The sequence below is a fragment of the Streptomyces sp. NBC_01089 genome, from assembly GCF_045162975.1.
Taxonomy (GTDB): Bacteria; Actinomycetota; Actinomycetes; order Streptomycetales; family Streptomycetaceae; genus Streptomyces.
The window spans coordinates 2857196-2873091 of the sequence record NZ_CP108660.1 but is presented as its reverse complement, the minus strand read 5'-3'; the positions used below and the strand labels follow the sequence as shown (position 1 = coordinate 2873091).

Sequence of the window (15896 nt, the reverse complement as noted above, 5' to 3'; positions counted from 1 at the left end):
AGGGAACGGGATGGCGGAGGTGGCGGACGGAGCAGCCGTGCCCACGGGCCCACAGGGCTGGGGGCGGTTGCGGGTACTGCCTGTCACGGTGTGGCTGCTGCTGGTCGGGGTCCTGCTGGGCCTTGTCCTGCTCGATCTGGGGGCCGGCTTCTACTGGATCGCGCACCACGGCCCCGCCAAGCTGATCGGCGCGCTGCTGGCCGTCGGTCTCGTCGTCGCCTCGCCCCGGCTCGGCAGCCGGGCGCTGCCGATGGCCGCCTGCGCGCTCGCGGTCGTATCGCTGGGTCTCTCGTTCTGGCTGCACCTGGAGATGCGGGCCAGCTCGCAGGCGATGGGGTTCGCCGAACCGGCGTCGCTGGTATGGCTGTTGCTGCTCGTCGCCCGGCGGGGCAAGCCGTCATGGGCGGCGTCGGCCGTCGTGGCGCTGTCCATGGCGATCGTGCTGCGGCCGGTGTCGGTCTCGGTGCGGCAGTCCACCACCATCCTGGCGCTGCTCTTCGCCCTGGCGGCGGTCACGGCGTTGGGCATCGGCCTCGGGACGCGCCTGCTCCTCGTCGACCGGCGGCGGCAGGCGGCCGCTCTCAGGCTGGAGCAGCGGACCGAGTTCGCCAGGGACCTGCACGACTTCGTCGCCCACCATGTGACCGGCATCGTCGTCCAGGCACAGGGAGCACAGGCGATGGCGGGCAAACGGCCCGAACTGGTGCCGCCCGCGCTGCAGCGCATCGAGCAGGCGGGCTCCGAGGCGCTGACATCCATGCGGCACATGGTGGGGATGCTGCGCGACGCCGACGGGGACGTGACGCTGACACCGCTGGCGGGCATCGGCGAAGTACGGTCGCTCGTCGAGGAGTTCTCGGCCGTCGGCGGTGCCCGGGCCCGGCTCGAACTGGAGGGGACCTTCGACGATCTGCCGGTGGAGGTGTCCACCACCGCGCACCGGGTCGTCATGGAGGCCCTCACCAACGTACGTAAACACGCCCAGGGATGCACCGATGTACGGGTGCACGTGGGCCGCGCCGGAGACCGGGTCACCGTACGGGTCACGGACGACGGGCGGCAGCGCCATGTCTCCCACAGCGGCTTCGGGCTGAAGGGCCTGGCCGAGCGGGTGGGTCTGATCGGCGGCAGTGTCCGGGCGGGCCCCGTGACGGCCGGCGGCTGGGGCGTCGAGGCGGAGCTCCCGCTGGCCGCGGCAGGGGTGGCGGCCTCATGACGATCCGGGTGCTGATCGCCGACGACCAGGCCATGGTCAGGGCCGGGTTCGCGATGATCCTCGCGGCGGAGGACGACATCGACGTGGTGGGCGAGGCGGCGGACGGGGTGTACGCCGTGGAACTCGCCGAACGCCACCGGCCCGACGTGGTGCTGATGGATATCCGTATGCCGCGGATGGACGGGCTGGAGGCGCTGCGCAGACTGACTCGGCCCGGCACGGTGAATCCGCCGAAGGTCGTGGTGGTCACGACGTTCGACGACGACGAGTACGTCCAGCGCGCCCTGAGCGAGGGCGCCTCCGGCTTTCTGATCAAGGACTCGGGGCCCGCCCTGCTGGTCGAGGCCATCAGGGCGGCCGCCTCCGGCGAGGCGCTGGTGAGCCCGGCCATCACCGTCCGGCTGCTGCGGCGCCTCAACAGCGCCGCGCCCGCGCCCCGGGAGCCGCACACCGCGCTCTCCGTACGGGAGAAGGACCTGGTACGTCTGGTGGCCCGCGGGCTGACCAATGCCGAGATCGCCGCCGAACTGTCCATCTCGGTGGGCACGGTGAAGACCCACCTCGGCAATGTGCAGATCAAACTGTCCGCCCGCAACCGGGTGGAGATCGCCGCCTGGGCCTGGGAGTCCGGCCTGGTCGACGGGCGCGGATAGCCTCAGCGGGGGCGGGCTGTCCCGTCCGGTGCGGGGAGCCGCAGTTGGACGGTGCTGTCGGACAGCGGCAGGCCCGGATTCCCGTGGACCTGGCGGGGACGCGCGGTGCGGGGCAGGCAGATACGCAGCGGGGGCTCGGGGTCGCGCAGGCCCGGCGGGCGCGGGGGCGCGGAGGCACCGGCAGCCGTACGGGCACCGGGCAGAGCCGGGTCCGGGGCCCGCGTCGGACCCGGCTCCCGAGCTGTACCCGGGGCCCACACCGGCCCCGGCTCCCGATGCGTACCCGGGACCCACGCCGAGTCCGGAGCCAGGGCTGGACCCGGACCCGTACCCGGAGCCGCCCGCCACATGAGGGACCGGGGCGACCGCCAGTGGTAGCGGAGTGTGAGCAGACGCAGCGCGAACGCCGCGATGCCGGTACCCAGAGCGGTGGTCAGCGACAACATCCCCGCCGCATGCAGAGCGGTGACCCCGACCGCCCCGGCCACCGCGGGGGCGGCGGCGAGATCCTGGTCCCAGCGCAGGACAGCGGGGATCTCCCGGGTCAGTACGCTGCTGACGGCTCCTCCGGCGACGGCGGTGGCGATCCCCAGCGCGCACGAAGGCAGCGGCGCGAATCCGTGGTGCAGGGCCTTGAGCGTGCCGGTCACGCTGAACAGCGCGACGGCCGCGGCGTCCAGGACCTCGCACACCATCGGATTCCGCTGGGCGGCGTGGCTCGTGTACGCGAGGGCCGCCGCCACCATGGGCGCCAGGGCGTATCCGAGGTCGGTGAACGCGACGGGCGGCACCCCGAGCACCGTGTCGCGGAACAACCCACCGCCAAGACCGGTGATTTCGCCGAGCACGACGGTCCCGAAGATCCCGAAGTCCTTGCGGATGGCGAGAAGACAGCCCGACAGCGCGAAGGCGAAGATGCCGACGAGATCCAGCGGATAGTGCACATCTGCGTTCAGTTGATGCATGGGGCCTTTCCGGGAGGAGCGGTCTTCGGCGCGCGTCAGGGGGAGTTGGTTCTCTCCCTTTGATACACGGCGGGCCGAGTTGGTTCGCTCTCTTCAAGACCTGGTGCGTACGGGGCGCGCGAGCCCCGCGCGGTGAGCAGCGGATCCGGCGCCCCGGGCGGGTGGTTCAGCGGACGGCCACCGGGCTGACGGGGGAGCCGACCCCGCCGCTGATGCGCAGGGCGGTGGCCGTGAGGAAGAAGTCCCAGGTGCCGTCGGCGGCGCAGGCTTCGGAGAGTTCCTCCAGATTCCACATCTCGCCGAGCATCATGCCCATGTCCCTGATCAGGACGGCGTGCAGGGGCACGAGACCGTCCGTAGCGGGCAGGACCTCGACCCCCCAGTTGTCGCTCGCCACCATCGCCAGTTCGCGGTCGTGGATCCAGGTCGCGCACTCCGGCGCGAGTCCCGGCTCGGCGTTCAGCCAGCCGCGCCAGCCCTCGGTGAGCCCCTTGCGCAGCCAGCCGGTGCGGACGAGCAGGGCGTCGCCGCTCCCCAGCCGGGTTCCGGTGGCTTTCTCGGCGCGCTCCAGGTCGGCGATGGTGATGGCGCGGCCGGGCTCCAGCCACGGCCCGCCGTCGAGTGAGGCGACGTCGAGGAGGACGCCGCGGCCGGTGAAGCCGGGGAGCGTGGCGTCGATGGCGTTCCGGGTCGCTCCGCGGCCCGGGGTCACCGCCTCGACCGGTACGCCGTTGTAGAAGGCGCCGTCGTAGCCGACATGGGTGAGCCCGTCGAGCTGGGTGCCGGACTGGAGCGGCATGGTGATGAAGTCGTCGCTGATGACGACGCCCTCCGGCGCGGAGAAGTCGTACGGGGTCATCGTCATGGTGTGCACGGGGTTGATCCGCCTCAGCCAGCCGGTCTGCGGCCCGCTGTCACCCACCGGGATGCTCAGCTCGTACCGCAGGCCGGTCCGTACGGCCTTCAGTGCCTGCTTCACGGTGTCCGGGGTCACGAAGTTGAGGGTGCCCCTCTCGTCGTCGTCGCCCCAGCGGCCCCAGTTGGACAGTTTCCGGCCGGTCTCTTTGAACGCGTAGTCAGCCATGTCGTGCCTTTCTCGTCGGGGGCCTGTGGTGCTCGTGGTGGTACGGACGCCGGGCCCGGGAGCCATCCAAGTGCACTCATTGCACTCTCGGCGCGAGAGTACTCTGGGGGTGCAATGAGTGCAAAGGACCTGCTGGGTGGCTTCGGCACCGCGACACGCACGTCGGCGGACACCCTTCGCCTTTCGGCAGGCACCTCGACACATCCCGACACCTGGACAGGACGGAAGCGTGACTGAATCCCGGCGACAGGAACCGAGCCGGCGCGAGTACCGGAAGCGGGCGACCGCCGCGCGGCTGCGCGATTCGGCCACCAAGCTGGCCGGCGGACAGGGGGCGGACCGGGTGACCATCGACGAGATCTGCGCCGACGCCGGAGTCTCCCGCCGTACGTTCTTCAACCACTTCGCGACCAAGGACGAGGTCTTCCTCGCCTGGGACGCGTCCGACGACGCCTACATCGCGGGCCTCATCGTGGACAGGCCCCGGTCCGAGAGCGCCGTGCGCGCCGCGGTGTGGGCCATGACGACCACCGCTTTCGCCCCCGAGCCCGGCGGCAGGGCGACCGTCGTCAGGGAGGTCATGGCCAGCCATCCGGATGTGGCCGCGCAGGCCACCCAGCTCACCCGCAAGGTGGTCAGGGCCGTCGAAATGGGCATCGCCGAGCGCCTCGGCCTGCCCGTCGACGCCCACATCGTGCGGCTCGGCGCCGTCACCGCCGTCGCGGCGCTCACCGTCACGATGAACCCGACGGACACCGGCGAAGCCGAACGCGGGCGGCTCCTGGAGGAGACCTGCCGCATCCTGGACCAGGGGTTCATGGGCGTCCAGCCCTGAGGGAGCCTCCTGCCTTGGGGGCTCTTCCCCTGGCAGGCCGGTGCTCAGCGGGCGCGGACGGGCCGGGGCCCGCCCCTCGCCGCGGGCTGCTCAGTCCTGCACCACGTGCGCCGCGGTCACATTCTCGATCACGTGGCCGAGTTTGGTCTTGGCCCGGGTCAGGTCCTGGATGCGTGCGGCGATGCGGTCGCGTTCGACGGTGAGCTGGTCGAGCATGGCGGGGGTCGCGACGCCGGTGCTCACGCACGGCAGGAGTTCGACGACCGTACGGCTGGAGAGGCCGGCCGCGAAGAGGTCCTGGATGAGCTGGACCCGCTCCAGGGCTTCGTCGGGATAGTCACGCTGCCCGCCGGGCGTCCGCGACGATTCCAGGAGCCGCTGTTCCTCGTAGTAGCGCAGGGCCCGCACGCTGACCCCCGACCGCCTGGCAAGCTGCCCGATACGCATGACGCAGGCCGCTCCCTTCCCGCCGGTACCTCACATGGACGTCAGGTTCAGGCTAGCAATACCGGCTCCAGCGCCCCCATGCTCACCCCCGCCCGCTCGGCAACCTCACCCATCCTCGCCTGCCCTTCTCCGACCGGGCGGCAGTTGCGACTTGCACCTCACGTCAACGTCAGGTTTTAGAGTGACGGGCGTCGGACGAACACGTCATTCCGGCCCGTCAAAGTGAGGCAGACGATTATGCGCGCAGCCCGATTCCACGCATACGGCGCAGCGGAGAACCTGGTGATCGAGCAGGCCCCCGATCCCCGCCCCGGCCCCGGTGAGATCCGTGTCCGCGTCACGGCGGCCAGTGTCAATCCCATCGACTGGAAGCTGCGCGCCGGCGCCCTGCACCAGCTGATGCCGCTGGAGCTGCCCGCCATTCCCGGGCGCGACGGAGCCGGTGTGGTCGACGAGACCGGTGACGGGGTGCAGGGGGTGAGGATCGGCGACCGCGTCTTCGGACTGGGCGGCGTCACCGGCGCGACCGCGGAACTGCTGGTCCTCTCGGCCTGGGCGCACACCCCCGCCACGTGGAACGACGAGCAGGCCGCCGGTGCCGGTCTCGCGTCGGTGACCGCGATGGGAGGGCTCGACGCGCTCGGCTCCCTCGCGGGGCGCACCCTCCTCGTCGAGGGCGCCGCCGGGGGCGTGGGCAGCGCGGCGGTCGAGATCGCGGTAGCGCGGGGTGCCACGGTGATCGGGACAGCAAGCGAACGCAACCACGCGTTCCTCACCGCACTCGGCGCTGTTCCCACCACCTACGGCCCCGGCCTCGCGCAGCGGCTGTCCGCTCTCGCCCCGCACGGAGTCGACATCGCGCTCGACACAGCGGCCTCCGGATCGCTGGACGACCTCGTCGCGATCACCGGTGACCCGAAGCGCGTCGCGACGGTCGCCGACCATGCGGGCGGGCAGCGCCTGGGTACGCATGTGGCCAACGCGGAGAACGACTCCGCTCTCCTGTCCGCGGCGGCGGAACTGGGCGGGCAAGGCCGCTACACACCCCGTATCGAACAGACCTATCCCCTGGAGCGGATCGCCGACGCCCACGCGCACGCCGAGCGCGGGCGCACCCGAGGGAAGATCGTGATCTGCATCTGAACAGGCCGGTCTCCGCGGCTCCTTCAGGGCCCGCCCTTCTGGACTCGCCCTTCCGGACTCGCTCGGCGTACCCCGTCAGGCCCGCAGCTCCACGTCGTGCGGTCCGTTGAAGGCCGCCAGGCACCGTACGGTCCTGGGGGTGCGCAGGCCGTCGTTCCCGGCGAAGAGTTCGCGGGCCGCTTCGTACCTGACCTCGTTGCCCGCCACCCGCGCCGCTTCGTCGTACAGGTCGCGGAGCGCGTCCGTCATGCCCGCGTCGTCGTCCGCGCCCGCTCCCCAGATGTCCCACAGCAGGGTCTCGGTCCGGTTCAGTGCCGCCAGGTCCAGGCGTACGTTGCCCGCCACGAACCACGCGCCGGTCAGTGTGGCTTCCGGGATCAGCAGTCCGAACGTCGTCGGGTCGGCCTCGCCCGCGCGGATGGCCTGCCAGGCCGCTCCTGCCACCAGGAAGCGGTCGCGTGGCACATCCATCGGGTCGAACGGCACCGCGTAACGCGCCGCGATCGCCGGGTCGGTGAGTTCCGCGTCGGCCAGCAGCCAGCCCCGCCGGGCGTCCCAGTACTCGGTGACGACATGGTCGTGGTGGAAGCCGTCCGTGCCGAAGTAGTCGGCGAACCCGGACCGCAGCCTGGCCGGTACGCCGACGTGGCGCAGGAACGAGCAGTGCAGCAGCGCGATGTCGCGGCAGATCCCGACGAATCGGTCCCCGGGCGCCCGCGGTTCGGTCAGCGGTGCGCTGTTCCGGTCCGTGATGATGCGCAGGATGTCGTCGATGTAGCGCGTCTCGGCGTCATGGTGAAGGCGGTCCTCGGGGATCGCGTATCCGAAGGCGTCGCCTTCCATCCGATGGATCGTCAAGTCCCTGGCGATCCTGCCCAGTTCACCGGGGTCCGCCGGAAGTGCGGCGTACAGCGGCGCCAGTTCGCCGGGGCCGGAGAAGGTGCTCTGGGTGGTGTAGTACGCGGCGGCATCCGGTGCGAGGCGGGCGGACGGCATGGTGGGACCCCTTCACGGATTCGGCCACGTGTTCGATTATGGGCCCTGCGGCCCCACTGTGCCGAATTTCCCCGCCGAGTGTCCAGGTTTCGGTGCGGTTCCCCGGCGCGCGGCCCGTTCCAGTGTGTGCAGCGCGAACAGCAGGACGCCGATGTCGTCTAGATAGACCGGGTCGGTAGCAGGTCCACCGGGCTGACGGTGTAGATCAGCGCGCCCCAGAAAGCGAGCTTGTTCTGGAGGGGGATGCCCGCGTCCCGCAGGAAGCGCCGGGCGCGGAACAGGCGTACGGCGAGGACGACCGTGAGCGCCACCGTCGCCAGGAGTACGAGCGCGATGACCGCCAGCAGCGCCTTCGAGTGGAAGTCCATGGCTGTACGGGTACCCGGCGGCCGGAACGCCACGCGCGGGGCGGGGGCCGTCAGGGTGCGGCGCGGCGCGGTGGGGTGGGCGGGCGGATAGGTGGACAGGGAAACTTGCAAGGCTTCCTGTCTATCTCTTACGGTGGCGCCATGGCCACCTCCCCCCACCACGAACCGAGCCCCGAGGAACCGAGCCCCGAGCAGATCGCGGCGGAGCTCTCGGTCGTGCTCGGACGCGTGTCGCGGCGGCTGCGGAGAACGTCCCCCGGGCTTGAGCTGACGCACTCGCAGCGGTCGGCGCTGTCCCTGCTGGACCGGGAAGGGCCGATGACCACGGCGGCGCTGGCCCGCGCCGAGCTGGTCAGACCGCAGTCGATGCGGCTGACCGTCACCGCCCTGGAGACCCGGGACCTGGTGGAGCGGACCCCCGACCCGACCGACGGACGGCAGCACGTCATGTCGGTCACCGATCTCGGCCGCCGCACGCTCGAAGGCGTACGCGCCGACAAGCAGGGCTGGCTCGCGCTTGCCATCGGCGAGGAACTGGACCCGGCGGAGCGGCGCACGCTCACCGACGCCGTCGCGCTGCTCGAACGGCTGGTGCAGAGGTGACGGCGCCCGGCGAGACGGATGCAGGTCGGGGCGCGGGCACGGGTGCGGGTGCTGGTACTCGTACTGGGACGGGTGCACCGTCGGGTACGGGTAAGGGTGTGCCGTCGGCCACGGGTACGGGCACGGGTGCGGATCCCGGTCAGGGGCCCGGCACCGGCCCGGACGCCGGTGCCGACCCCGACATAGCCGCCGACCCCGACGTAACCTCCGCCCCCGCCCCCGGTACAGCCACCGGCACGGCCGCCCCCGACGCGGGGTTCGGGGCCCGGCTCACCGCCCCGCTGCTGCTCGGCTCGCTGCTCAATCCGCTCAACACCACCATGATCTCCACGGCCCTGGTGTCGATCGGCCACCACTTCGGGATCGGCGCATCCAGCACCGTCTGGCTGGTGTCCGTGCTCTATCTGGCCAGCGCCGTCGCCCAGCCCGTCCTCGGCAGGCTCGCGGATTCCATCGGCCCGCGCCGCGTCTTCCTCGCCGGGCTCGCCGTCGTGGCCGCCTCGGGGCTCGTCGGTGCGGCCGCACCCGGGTTCGGCTGGCTGATCGCCTCCCGGCTGCTCCTCGGGATCGGCACGTCCGCCGCCTACCCGGCGGCCATGGCCGTACTGCGCTCCGAGTCGCGCAGGCTCGGCCGTCCCACCCCCCGGCCGGTCCTCGGCCGTCTCTCCTTCGCCGGGCTCGGCAGCGCCGCGGTCGGCCCCACCCTCGGCGGACTGCTCGTCGCGACCTGGGGCTGGCGGGCGATCTTCGCCGTCAACGTGCCGCTCGCCTGCGTCGCGTTCGTCTGCGCCATGTGGTGGATCCCGAAGGACGACGGCCGACGCGCGGCCGCGGGCGGCGCGCGTGAACCCGCCGGGCTCGACCCGCTCGGCATCGTGCTCTTCACCGGCACCCTCACCGCCCTGGTCTTCTTCCTCCTCGACCTGGCCCACCCGGCGTGGTGGCTGCTCGGCCCCGTGGCCGTCCTCGCCGCCGTCCTCACCTGGTGGCAGCTGCGGTGCCCGCGCCCGTTCATCGACCTGCGGATGCTCGGCCGCAACCACGCGCTCGCCCGCACCTATCTGCGGCACGGCCTGAGCTATCTCGTCATCTACTGCGTGATGTACGGATTCACCCAGTGGCTGGAGGACGGCCGCGGCTTCTCCTCGCTGCACACCGGGCTGCTCATGCTCCCCATGTCGGTGGCCGCGCTGGTGTGTTCGCTGCTCGGCGCCCGGACGAAGGGGATCCGGGCCCCGCTCACCATCGCCGCCGTCCTGGTCACCGCGGGCAGCGCCCTGCTGATCCTCACCACCGGCGCCACCCCGGTCGCCGTACTGCTCATCACCGGCGCCTGCTTCGGCATCCCGCAGGGGCTGGTCGGCACCGGCAACCAGGCCGCCGTCTACCAGTACGCCCCCGCCGACGCCATCGGCTCCGCCGCCGGTCTCCAGCGGACCGCCCAGTACATCGGCGCCATCACCGCATCGAGCCTCATCGCCCTCGCCTACGGGCAGCGGGCGAGCGACGGCGGGCTGCATCTGATGGCCGCCGTCTCCGTTGTCCTCGGTCTGGTGCTCGTCGCACTGACCGTCTCCGACCGGGCGCTCCGTGCCCGTAACCGAAAGTGAGCCATGCCATGACAGCCACCACCCTCGACAGCCGGACCGCGCTGATCCTCGTCGACCTGCAGAAGGGCATCGTCGGCCTGCCGACCGCGCACCCCGCCGGCGAGATCGTCGAGCGGGCCGCGCGGCTGGCCGACGCCTTCCGCGCGCACGACCTGCCGGTCGTCCTCGTACGCGTCACGGGCGGCGCGCCCGGCCGCAACGAGTCGCCCGCCCCGCAGGGCACACCCCCGGCGGACTGGGCCGACCTGGTGCCCGAACTGAACCAGCAGGACAGCGACATCGTCGTCACCAAGCAGACCTGGGGCGCCTTCTACGGCACCGACCTCGACATGCAGCTGCGCCGCCGCGGCATCACGCAGGTCGTCCTGGCCGGTATCGCCACGGCCATCGGCGTCGAGTCGACGGCCCGGTCGGCGCAGGAGCACGGGTACCACGTGACCGTCGCCACCGACGCCGTCACCGACATGGACGCGGAGGCCCACCGCAACGCTGTCGAGCGGATCTTCCCGCGCCTCGGCGAGACCGACACCACCGACGCGGTCATCAAGCTGCTCGGCTGACCCGCGCTCGACCACACTCCGCCTGATCACACCCCGCCCCGATCACACCCCGCGGACGCGGCGCACAGCAGGACGTGCGCCGCGTCCGCGCATGCGTGCGTATGTGGCCGGGCGTTCTCCCGTGCCGCCCCCGCTGCCGCGCTGTCCCGTGCGCTCCCGCTGACCGGATGCGATTCGACCAGCTGTGCCCTCCCGCTGAACGGTTTCGCCGGACGTCCTTCATCACTTCGGGTGAAACTCTGGCCCCTGCTTGCGGTCAACAACCCACGGTTGCCACGCTGTTGCGGTCTGTCAACCTGTATAGGGAGTGGCCAGTGACTTTCGGTGAGCAGCCGGCCTATTTGCGCGTCGCGAGTGATCTTCGCCAGAAGATCACCGACGGCTCGCTGCCACCGCACACGCGACTGCCCTCCCAGGCGCGTATCCGCCAGGAGTACGGGGTCTCCGACACGGTCGCCCTCGAAGCGCGCAAGGTGCTGATGGCCGAGGGCCTGGTCGAGGGCCGCTCCGGATCGGGTACGTACGTCCGGGAGCGGCTCGTGCCGCGCCGGATCGCCCGCTCCGGCTACCGGCTGCCCGAAGGGGCGACGCCGTTCCGCCAGGAGCAGGCCGACGAGAGCATGCGGGGCACCTGGGAGTCCAGCAGCGAGCAGGAGGTCGCGGACACCGACATCGCGCTGCGCCTCGGAGTCCCGGCGGGCGAGGGGGTCATGCGCACGCGATACGTCTACCGCGACGCAGGCGAAACGATGATGCTGTCCACCTCGTGGGAGCCGCTGGCGATCACCGGGCGCACCCCGGTGATGCTCCCCGAGGAGGGCCCGCTGGGCGGCTGTGGCGTCGTCGAGCGGATGGCCGCGATCGATGTCGTCGTGGACAACGTCGTCGAGGAGGTCGGCGCCCGGCCGGGTCTGGCCGAGGAACTGCTCGCGCTGGGCGGGGTGCCCGGCCATGTGGTGGTCGTCATCTCCCGTACGTACTACGCGTCGGGGCGGGCGGTGGAGACGGCGGACATCGTCGTTCCGGCCGACCGTTACCGCGTCGCGTACCACCTGCCGGTGAAGTGAGCCGCAGGCTCCGGGCCGCTCCCTGACGGGGAGTTGGGCCGGGCCATGCCCGAACTCCGCTTCGAGAGCCGCTCCCTCGGGTGGCCGAAGTGTGGAGGTCGTGTGCCCATGATGTGCTCAGCGGTCATCTGACGCCCCGTCTCGTACTCAATGGAAATTGCAGAGTGGCTTGATGCGTACCTCTTTGTGAAAACACGTAATCGCTCAGTAAGGGTCAGGCGTACGCTCGGGCATATGCGGACTGCGGTTTCCTGGAGATCAGAAATGACCTGCACGCCGGCGTACGACGGGGGCGCGCGATGACGGACAGCGGGAGCGCCACGCTGCCTTGGCAAGTGATACGTGAGGACGACAACGGCAACCGCTATCGCGTCGGAAGGTACGCGACGAGGGACGAGGCGCAGAAGACCGCCGACACGCTGGGCGCCCGGGGGCACCGGCAGATGTACTGGATCGAACGCATCAGCCAGAGCGTGCAGTAGCGGCTCCAGGCCCCATGGCGGCGATGGCGGCGACAGCGGCGATGGCGGCGACGGCAACGACGGTGGCGACGGACGCGGCGGGCGTGGGCGGGAGCCCCGCGGGGCCTCGATAGGCTCGCGTCATGGCTGATCGCGTCGTCGTGGGTGGAGCGTTGTACGACCAGGGGCGGCTGCTCGCCGCACGCCGCAGCGCCCCGCCCGAACTCGCCGGGCGCTGGGAGCTGCCCGGCGGGAAGCTGGAGCCGGGGGAGAGCGCCGCGCAGGCACTGGTGCGGGAACTGCGCGAGGAGCTGGGCGTCGAGACGGAACCTCTGGAGCGTATTCCTGGAGCGTGGCCGCTCGGCCGTGGCCTCGTCCTTCATGTGTGGGCCGCGCGGCTGGTCTCGGGTGAGGTGCGCCCGCTGGAGGACCACGACGCGTTGCGCTGGCTCGGCCCGGACGAGATCGACACCGTGGACTGGCTGGACCAGGACCGCCCCGCGGTGGCCGAGGCGGCGCGCCGGCTGCGGGCCGGACTGCACGGATGACACGGGCCGTGCGGCCCAGATGAAACGGGCCGCCGTGCGGACGGAATGGTCCGTGCCGCGCCGACGAAACGGACCCGATGTGCGCCGTTCGTGCCCCAGTGCGTCATATCGCACGGCGTAGTCGATATCTACGCCCGATACAGGGTATGTGCTGGTTAGTACCTATTGATTCAGTGCGCATGTCCGTGGTTCGGCCTGGGGAAGTGATCGGCTTGATCGACACCGAAGGCGGATGCGCCGAGTGGACCTTCCCCGCCGAGCCCGATGCCGTACGCGTCGCGCGCCGCGCGGTTCGGGACACCCTGCGCACCTGGGAGCTCGACGGCGCGTTCGGTGACGTCGCCACGCTGCTCGTGAGTGAGCTGGTCACCAACTCCATGCGGCATGCGTCCGGGCCCATCGGCGTCAGGGTCGCGCGACTGGATCAAGCCACGCTGCGGGTGGAGGTTTCGGATCCGCTCCCGGATCCGCCCCGCGAGCGGACGGCCGGGCCCGACGACGAGGGCGGCCGGGGGCTGCAGCTCGTGGCCTGCTCGGCGCAGCGTTGGGGGACGGCGCGCGGCAGATCGGGCAAGACGGTGTGGTTCGAGCTGGCCCAGCCTGGTTAGGAGAGGGGTGGGACATCGATCGCGGGCGGAGTGTCCGAAAGTGACTGAGACCGTGCTGTGATCGTGAACGCCGTGCCGGTTCGGTCCGTAGTGCTGAATACTGCGGGTGCCACCTTGGTCGGTTCGGTGCGTGGTGAGCTGGAGGGGACGGTCGCGTGAGCGATATATCCGGTGCGACGGGCGATGTCGTATGGCAGAGCAGTCCGCCCGGCTCGATCTATGACTACATCAGGGTTGCGTCGTTCTCGATCGGGGCCGACGGGCTGGTGGAGCAGTGGAGCAAGCGGGCCGAAGAGCTGTTCGGAGTGGATGCCCGCGATGCCGTGGGCGTGGATCCGGTCGAGGTCTTCCTGCCGGTCGAGGTGCGCGGCAGAGGACACGGCAGGGTCACCGAAATCCTGGACGGCAAGGAGTGGACCGGTGTGGTCCCCTTCCGGATGCCGGGCCGGCCCGAAGCGCAGGGGCTCGCCGAGCTGTATGTGATGCCCACGGAGACGGCCGACGGCGGACGGGCCGCCGTCTGCATCATTGTCGACGTCAGAGTGCTGCGGCGCATCGAGAGCGACCTCGCCTCCTCGCAGGCCATATTCGGCCAATCTCCGTTCGGCTTCCTGCTGTTCGGTACGGACCTCACGGTGCGGCGGGTCAACAAGCGGTTCGCGGAGCTGTTCGGTGACGAGGTCGAGGAACACCGCGGCCGTACGGTCCACGACTATCTGGCCCGCGCGGAGGCCGACCGGATGACCGCGGCGCTCAAGCGGGTCCTGGAGACCGGACGCTCCGTCACCGACCTCCAGCTGATCGGCTCCGCGCCCGGCAGCACCGAGCGCCGGCACTGGTCGGTCAACCTCTACCGCGTACACAGCGGGTCCGGCGCCCCCATCGGTGTCGCCGGGCTCGGCACCGATGTCACCCGCCGTCATGTCGCGGCCCGCGAAGCCGCCAACGCCCGGCGCAATCTCGCCCTGCTCAACGAGGCGGGCGCCCGGATAGGGAACTCGCTCGACCTGGAGACCACCGCGCGTGAACTCCTCGACGTGTCCGTCCCCGGCTTCTGTGATCTGGCGTCCGTCGACCTGTACCAGGGGCTGCTGGCCGGTGACGAGTCACCGAAGGGCAGTGCCGACGGCAGCGCCGAGCTGCGCCGGGTCGCCTATGCCAGTGCCGTCTCCGACGTCCTGCTGAAGGACTCGGACGACGGGCCCGCGCTCGGCGCCGTCCACCGCTACGCCTTCCACTCGCCGTGCGCGAGCGCCCTGCGCACCGGTAAGGTGCGCTCGGTGCCCGGCGCCCAGGGCAGCCATGTCCAGTCCACCCTCGCCGTGCCGATGGTCGCCCATGACACGGTGGTCGGTCTGGTGCAGTTCTCCCGTACGAAGGGGAGCGAGCCGTTCGGGGAGCGGGACCGTTCGCTGGCCGTGGAGCTGGCCGCGCGCGCCGCGGTCTGTATGGACAACGCCCGGCTGTACCGCCGCGAACACGAACGGGCCCTGATACTGCAGCGTTCCCTGCTGCCGCCCGGCGACCCCGAGGCGGCCGGGCTCGACATCGCCTGCCGCTATCTGCCCGGCAACACGGCGAGCGAGGTGGGCGGCGACTGGTTCGACGTCATCGAGCTGCCCGGACACCGTACGGCGCTGGTCGTGGGCGACGTCATGGGTCACGGGCTGCGGGCCGCCGTCGCGATGGGTGAACTGCGCACCGCCGTACGCACGCTGGCCCTGCTGGACCTGGAGCCCGCGGAAGTCCTCGAAGCGCTGGACGAGATCGCCCGCGGCCTGGGCACCCCGAGCGGCACCCAGCAGGCGTCGCGCGCCGCGCACAAGACACGTGAGGCGGACCTCTCCGAGGTCTATCTCGCGACGGCCGTCTACGCGGTGTACGACCCGGTCACCCGGCGCTGCACCTTCGCCAACGCCGGGCATCTGCCGCCCGTCCTGGTCGAACCGGGCGAGCAGGCGCTGCTGCTCGACGTACCGCCCGGCATGCCGCTGGGCGTCGGCGGCGAGCCGTTCGAGGAGGTCGAGGTCGAGATCCCCGAGGGCGCCCTGCTCGCGCTCTACACCGATGGCCTGGTCGAGTCACGCGAACACCCGCTGGACGAGGGCCTGAGCGCCTTCCGCGACGCTCTGACCCACTCGGAGCGCCCGCTCGAAGACGTCTGTGACCATGTGCTCAACACGCTGGACACCCAGCACGGCGAGGACGACATCGCCCTGCTGATGGCCCGTATCCAGGGCCTGCCGTCCGACGCGGTCGGCGACTGGCGGCTGCCCCGCGAACCGCGCTCGGTGGGCCGGGCCCGCGAACTGGCCCGGCAGCAGCTGGTCGCCTGGGGCCTGGAGGATCTGGTCGACACGACGGAGCTCCTGGTCAGCGAACTGGTCACCAACGCCCTGCGGTACGGCGAGGGCGAGATCAGGCTCCGGCTGCTCCTCGACCGGACGCTGGTCTGCGAGGTCTGGGACGCGGGCCTGGTCCAGCCGCGCCGCCGCCGCGCCCGCGACACGGACGAGGGCGGCCGGGGGCTCCAGCTGGTCGGGATGCTGAGTGCGGCCTGGGGCTCCCGGCGGACCCCGCGCGGCAAGACGGTCTGGTTCGAACTCGCCCTGCCGGACGGCGCGTCGGCGCCCGAGCTGAGTGTGGAGCAGCTGCTGAGCATGTACTAGGGCGTGTCCGCGAAGTCGCGTCGTCGCCCGCAGGGCGGGCGCGCGGCGTCCGGTGCGTTCCCC

At 71.4% G+C, this 15896-nt stretch carries 16 protein-coding genes and 1 pseudogene; 12 read left to right on the top strand and 5 right to left on the bottom strand.

What is annotated here, in order from left to right; genetic code table 11:
• Positions 1-37: 37 nt before the first annotated feature.
• Both OG510_RS12635 and OG510_RS12630 read left to right on the top strand, forming a co-directional pair.
• Positions 38-1216 (top strand): sensor histidine kinase, encoded by a 1179-nt coding sequence (locus OG510_RS12635; protein ID WP_406136865.1) that lies wholly within the window; start codon positions 38-40, stop codon positions 1214-1216.
• Positions 1213-1869 carry a response regulator transcription factor gene (locus tag OG510_RS12630; protein ID WP_164264121.1) on the top strand — a complete coding sequence of 219 codons (657 nt, stop codon included), beginning with the start codon at positions 1213-1215 and terminating at the stop codon, positions 1867-1869. Before OG510_RS12635 ends, OG510_RS12630 begins: the two co-directional genes overlap by 4 nt.
• 2 nt (positions 1870-1871) lie before the next feature.
• On the opposite strand, the gene OG510_RS12625 is transcribed toward OG510_RS12630, so the two are convergent.
• Positions 1872-2834 (bottom strand): TRIC cation channel family protein, encoded by a 963-nt coding sequence (locus OG510_RS12625; protein WP_406136864.1) that lies wholly within the window; start codon positions 2832-2834, stop codon positions 1872-1874.
• 166 nt (positions 2835-3000) lie between these two features.
• Positions 3001-3918: a cyclase family protein gene (locus OG510_RS12620; RefSeq protein WP_406136863.1), complete on the bottom strand. Its 918-nt coding sequence runs from the start codon at positions 3916-3918 to the stop codon at positions 3001-3003.
• 229 nt (positions 3919-4147) lie between these two features.
• Between OG510_RS12620 and OG510_RS12615 the strand changes: the two genes are divergently transcribed.
• Positions 4148-4753, top strand: coding sequence for a TetR/AcrR family transcriptional regulator (locus tag OG510_RS12615; protein WP_406136862.1), 606 nt, complete (start codon positions 4148-4150; stop codon positions 4751-4753).
• A gap of 90 nt (positions 4754-4843) precedes the next feature.
• Here OG510_RS12615 and OG510_RS12610 read toward each other — a convergent pair whose 3' ends face one another.
• Entirely contained in the window at positions 4844-5200 is a 357-nt protein-coding gene (locus tag OG510_RS12610) for a MerR family transcriptional regulator (RefSeq protein WP_406136861.1), read from the bottom strand.
• Positions 5201-5437: 237 nt separating this feature from the next.
• On the opposite strand from OG510_RS12610, the gene OG510_RS12605 reads away from it, so the two are divergent.
• Positions 5438-6343 (top strand): NADP-dependent oxidoreductase, encoded by a 906-nt coding sequence (locus OG510_RS12605; protein WP_406136860.1) that lies wholly within the window; start codon positions 5438-5440, stop codon positions 6341-6343.
• 75 nt (positions 6344-6418) lie between these two features.
• On the opposite strand, the gene OG510_RS12600 is transcribed toward OG510_RS12605, so the two are convergent.
• Both OG510_RS12600 and OG510_RS12595 read right to left on the bottom strand, forming a co-directional pair.
• Entirely contained in the window at positions 6419-7339 is a 921-nt protein-coding gene (locus OG510_RS12600) for a transglutaminase-like domain-containing protein (RefSeq protein WP_406136859.1), read from the bottom strand.
• 36 nt (positions 7340-7375) lie between these two features.
• Positions 7376-7707, bottom strand: a pseudogene (locus OG510_RS12595) (YkvA family protein).
• A gap of 141 nt (positions 7708-7848) precedes the next feature.
• Between OG510_RS12595 and OG510_RS12590 the strand changes: the two are divergent.
• The 8 genes from OG510_RS12590 to OG510_RS12555 all read left to right on the top strand — a co-directional run bounded on the left by OG510_RS12590 (position 7849) and on the right by OG510_RS12555 (position 15833).
• On the top strand, positions 7849-8310 hold the full coding sequence (locus tag OG510_RS12590) for a MarR family winged helix-turn-helix transcriptional regulator (protein ID WP_406136858.1): 462 nt from the start codon (positions 7849-7851) through the stop codon (positions 8308-8310).
• 98 nt (positions 8311-8408) lie between these two features.
• A complete protein-coding gene (locus tag OG510_RS12585) occupies positions 8409-9920 on the top strand; it encodes an MFS transporter (protein ID WP_406136857.1) in 1512 nt (503 codons plus the stop codon).
• A gap of 8 nt (positions 9921-9928) precedes the next feature.
• Positions 9929-10480: an isochorismatase family protein gene (locus tag OG510_RS12580; RefSeq protein WP_406136856.1), complete on the top strand. Its 552-nt coding sequence runs from the start codon at positions 9929-9931 to the stop codon at positions 10478-10480.
• Between the two features lie 314 nt (positions 10481-10794).
• Positions 10795-11547: a GntR family transcriptional regulator gene (locus tag OG510_RS12575; RefSeq protein WP_406136855.1), complete on the top strand. Its 753-nt coding sequence runs from the start codon at positions 10795-10797 to the stop codon at positions 11545-11547.
• Positions 11548-11846: 299 nt separating this feature from the next.
• The gene (locus tag OG510_RS12570) at positions 11847-12029 is read left to right on the top strand and encodes an SPOR domain-containing protein (RefSeq protein ID WP_164264130.1); all 183 of its coding nucleotides are present in this window, start codon (positions 11847-11849) and stop codon (positions 12027-12029) included.
• Positions 12030-12151: 122 nt separating this feature from the next.
• Positions 12152-12556: a (deoxy)nucleoside triphosphate pyrophosphohydrolase gene (locus OG510_RS12565; RefSeq protein WP_406136854.1), complete on the top strand. Its 405-nt coding sequence runs from the start codon at positions 12152-12154 to the stop codon at positions 12554-12556.
• A gap of 203 nt (positions 12557-12759) precedes the next feature.
• Positions 12760-13164, top strand: a complete 405-nt coding sequence (locus OG510_RS12560) for an ATP-binding protein (protein ID WP_406136853.1) — start codon at positions 12760-12762, stop codon at positions 13162-13164.
• 155 nt (positions 13165-13319) lie between these two features.
• The gene (locus tag OG510_RS12555; protein WP_406136852.1) at positions 13320-15833 is read left to right on the top strand and encodes a SpoIIE family protein phosphatase; all 2514 of its coding nucleotides are present in this window, start codon (positions 13320-13322) and stop codon (positions 15831-15833) included.
• The last annotated feature ends 63 nt before the right edge of the window (positions 15834-15896 follow it).

Coding starts and splice junctions, on each gene's coding strand:
- OG510_RS12565 (WP_406136854.1), top strand. CDS start 12,152: ATGGCTGATCGCGTCGTCGTGGGTGGAGCGTTGTACGACCAGGGGCGG.
- OG510_RS12590 (WP_406136858.1), top strand. CDS start 7,849: ATGGCCACCTCCCCCCACCACGAACCGAGCCCCGAGGAACCGAGCCCC.
- OG510_RS12610 (WP_406136861.1), bottom strand. CDS start 5,200: ATGCGTATCGGGCAGCTTGCCAGGCGGTCGGGGGTCAGCGTGCGGGCC.
- OG510_RS12580 (WP_406136856.1), top strand. CDS start 9,929: ATGACAGCCACCACCCTCGACAGCCGGACCGCGCTGATCCTCGTCGAC.
- OG510_RS12630 (WP_164264121.1), top strand. CDS start 1,213: ATGACGATCCGGGTGCTGATCGCCGACGACCAGGCCATGGTCAGGGCC.
- OG510_RS12620 (WP_406136863.1), bottom strand. CDS start 3,918: ATGGCTGACTACGCGTTCAAAGAGACCGGCCGGAAACTGTCCAACTGG.
- OG510_RS12570 (WP_164264130.1), top strand. CDS start 11,847: ATGACGGACAGCGGGAGCGCCACGCTGCCTTGGCAAGTGATACGTGAG.
- OG510_RS12605 (WP_406136860.1), top strand. CDS start 5,438: ATGCGCGCAGCCCGATTCCACGCATACGGCGCAGCGGAGAACCTGGTG.
- OG510_RS12600 (WP_406136859.1), bottom strand. CDS start 7,339: ATGCCGTCCGCCCGCCTCGCACCGGATGCCGCCGCGTACTACACCACC.
- OG510_RS12625 (WP_406136864.1), bottom strand. CDS start 2,834: ATGCATCAACTGAACGCAGATGTGCACTATCCGCTGGATCTCGTCGGC.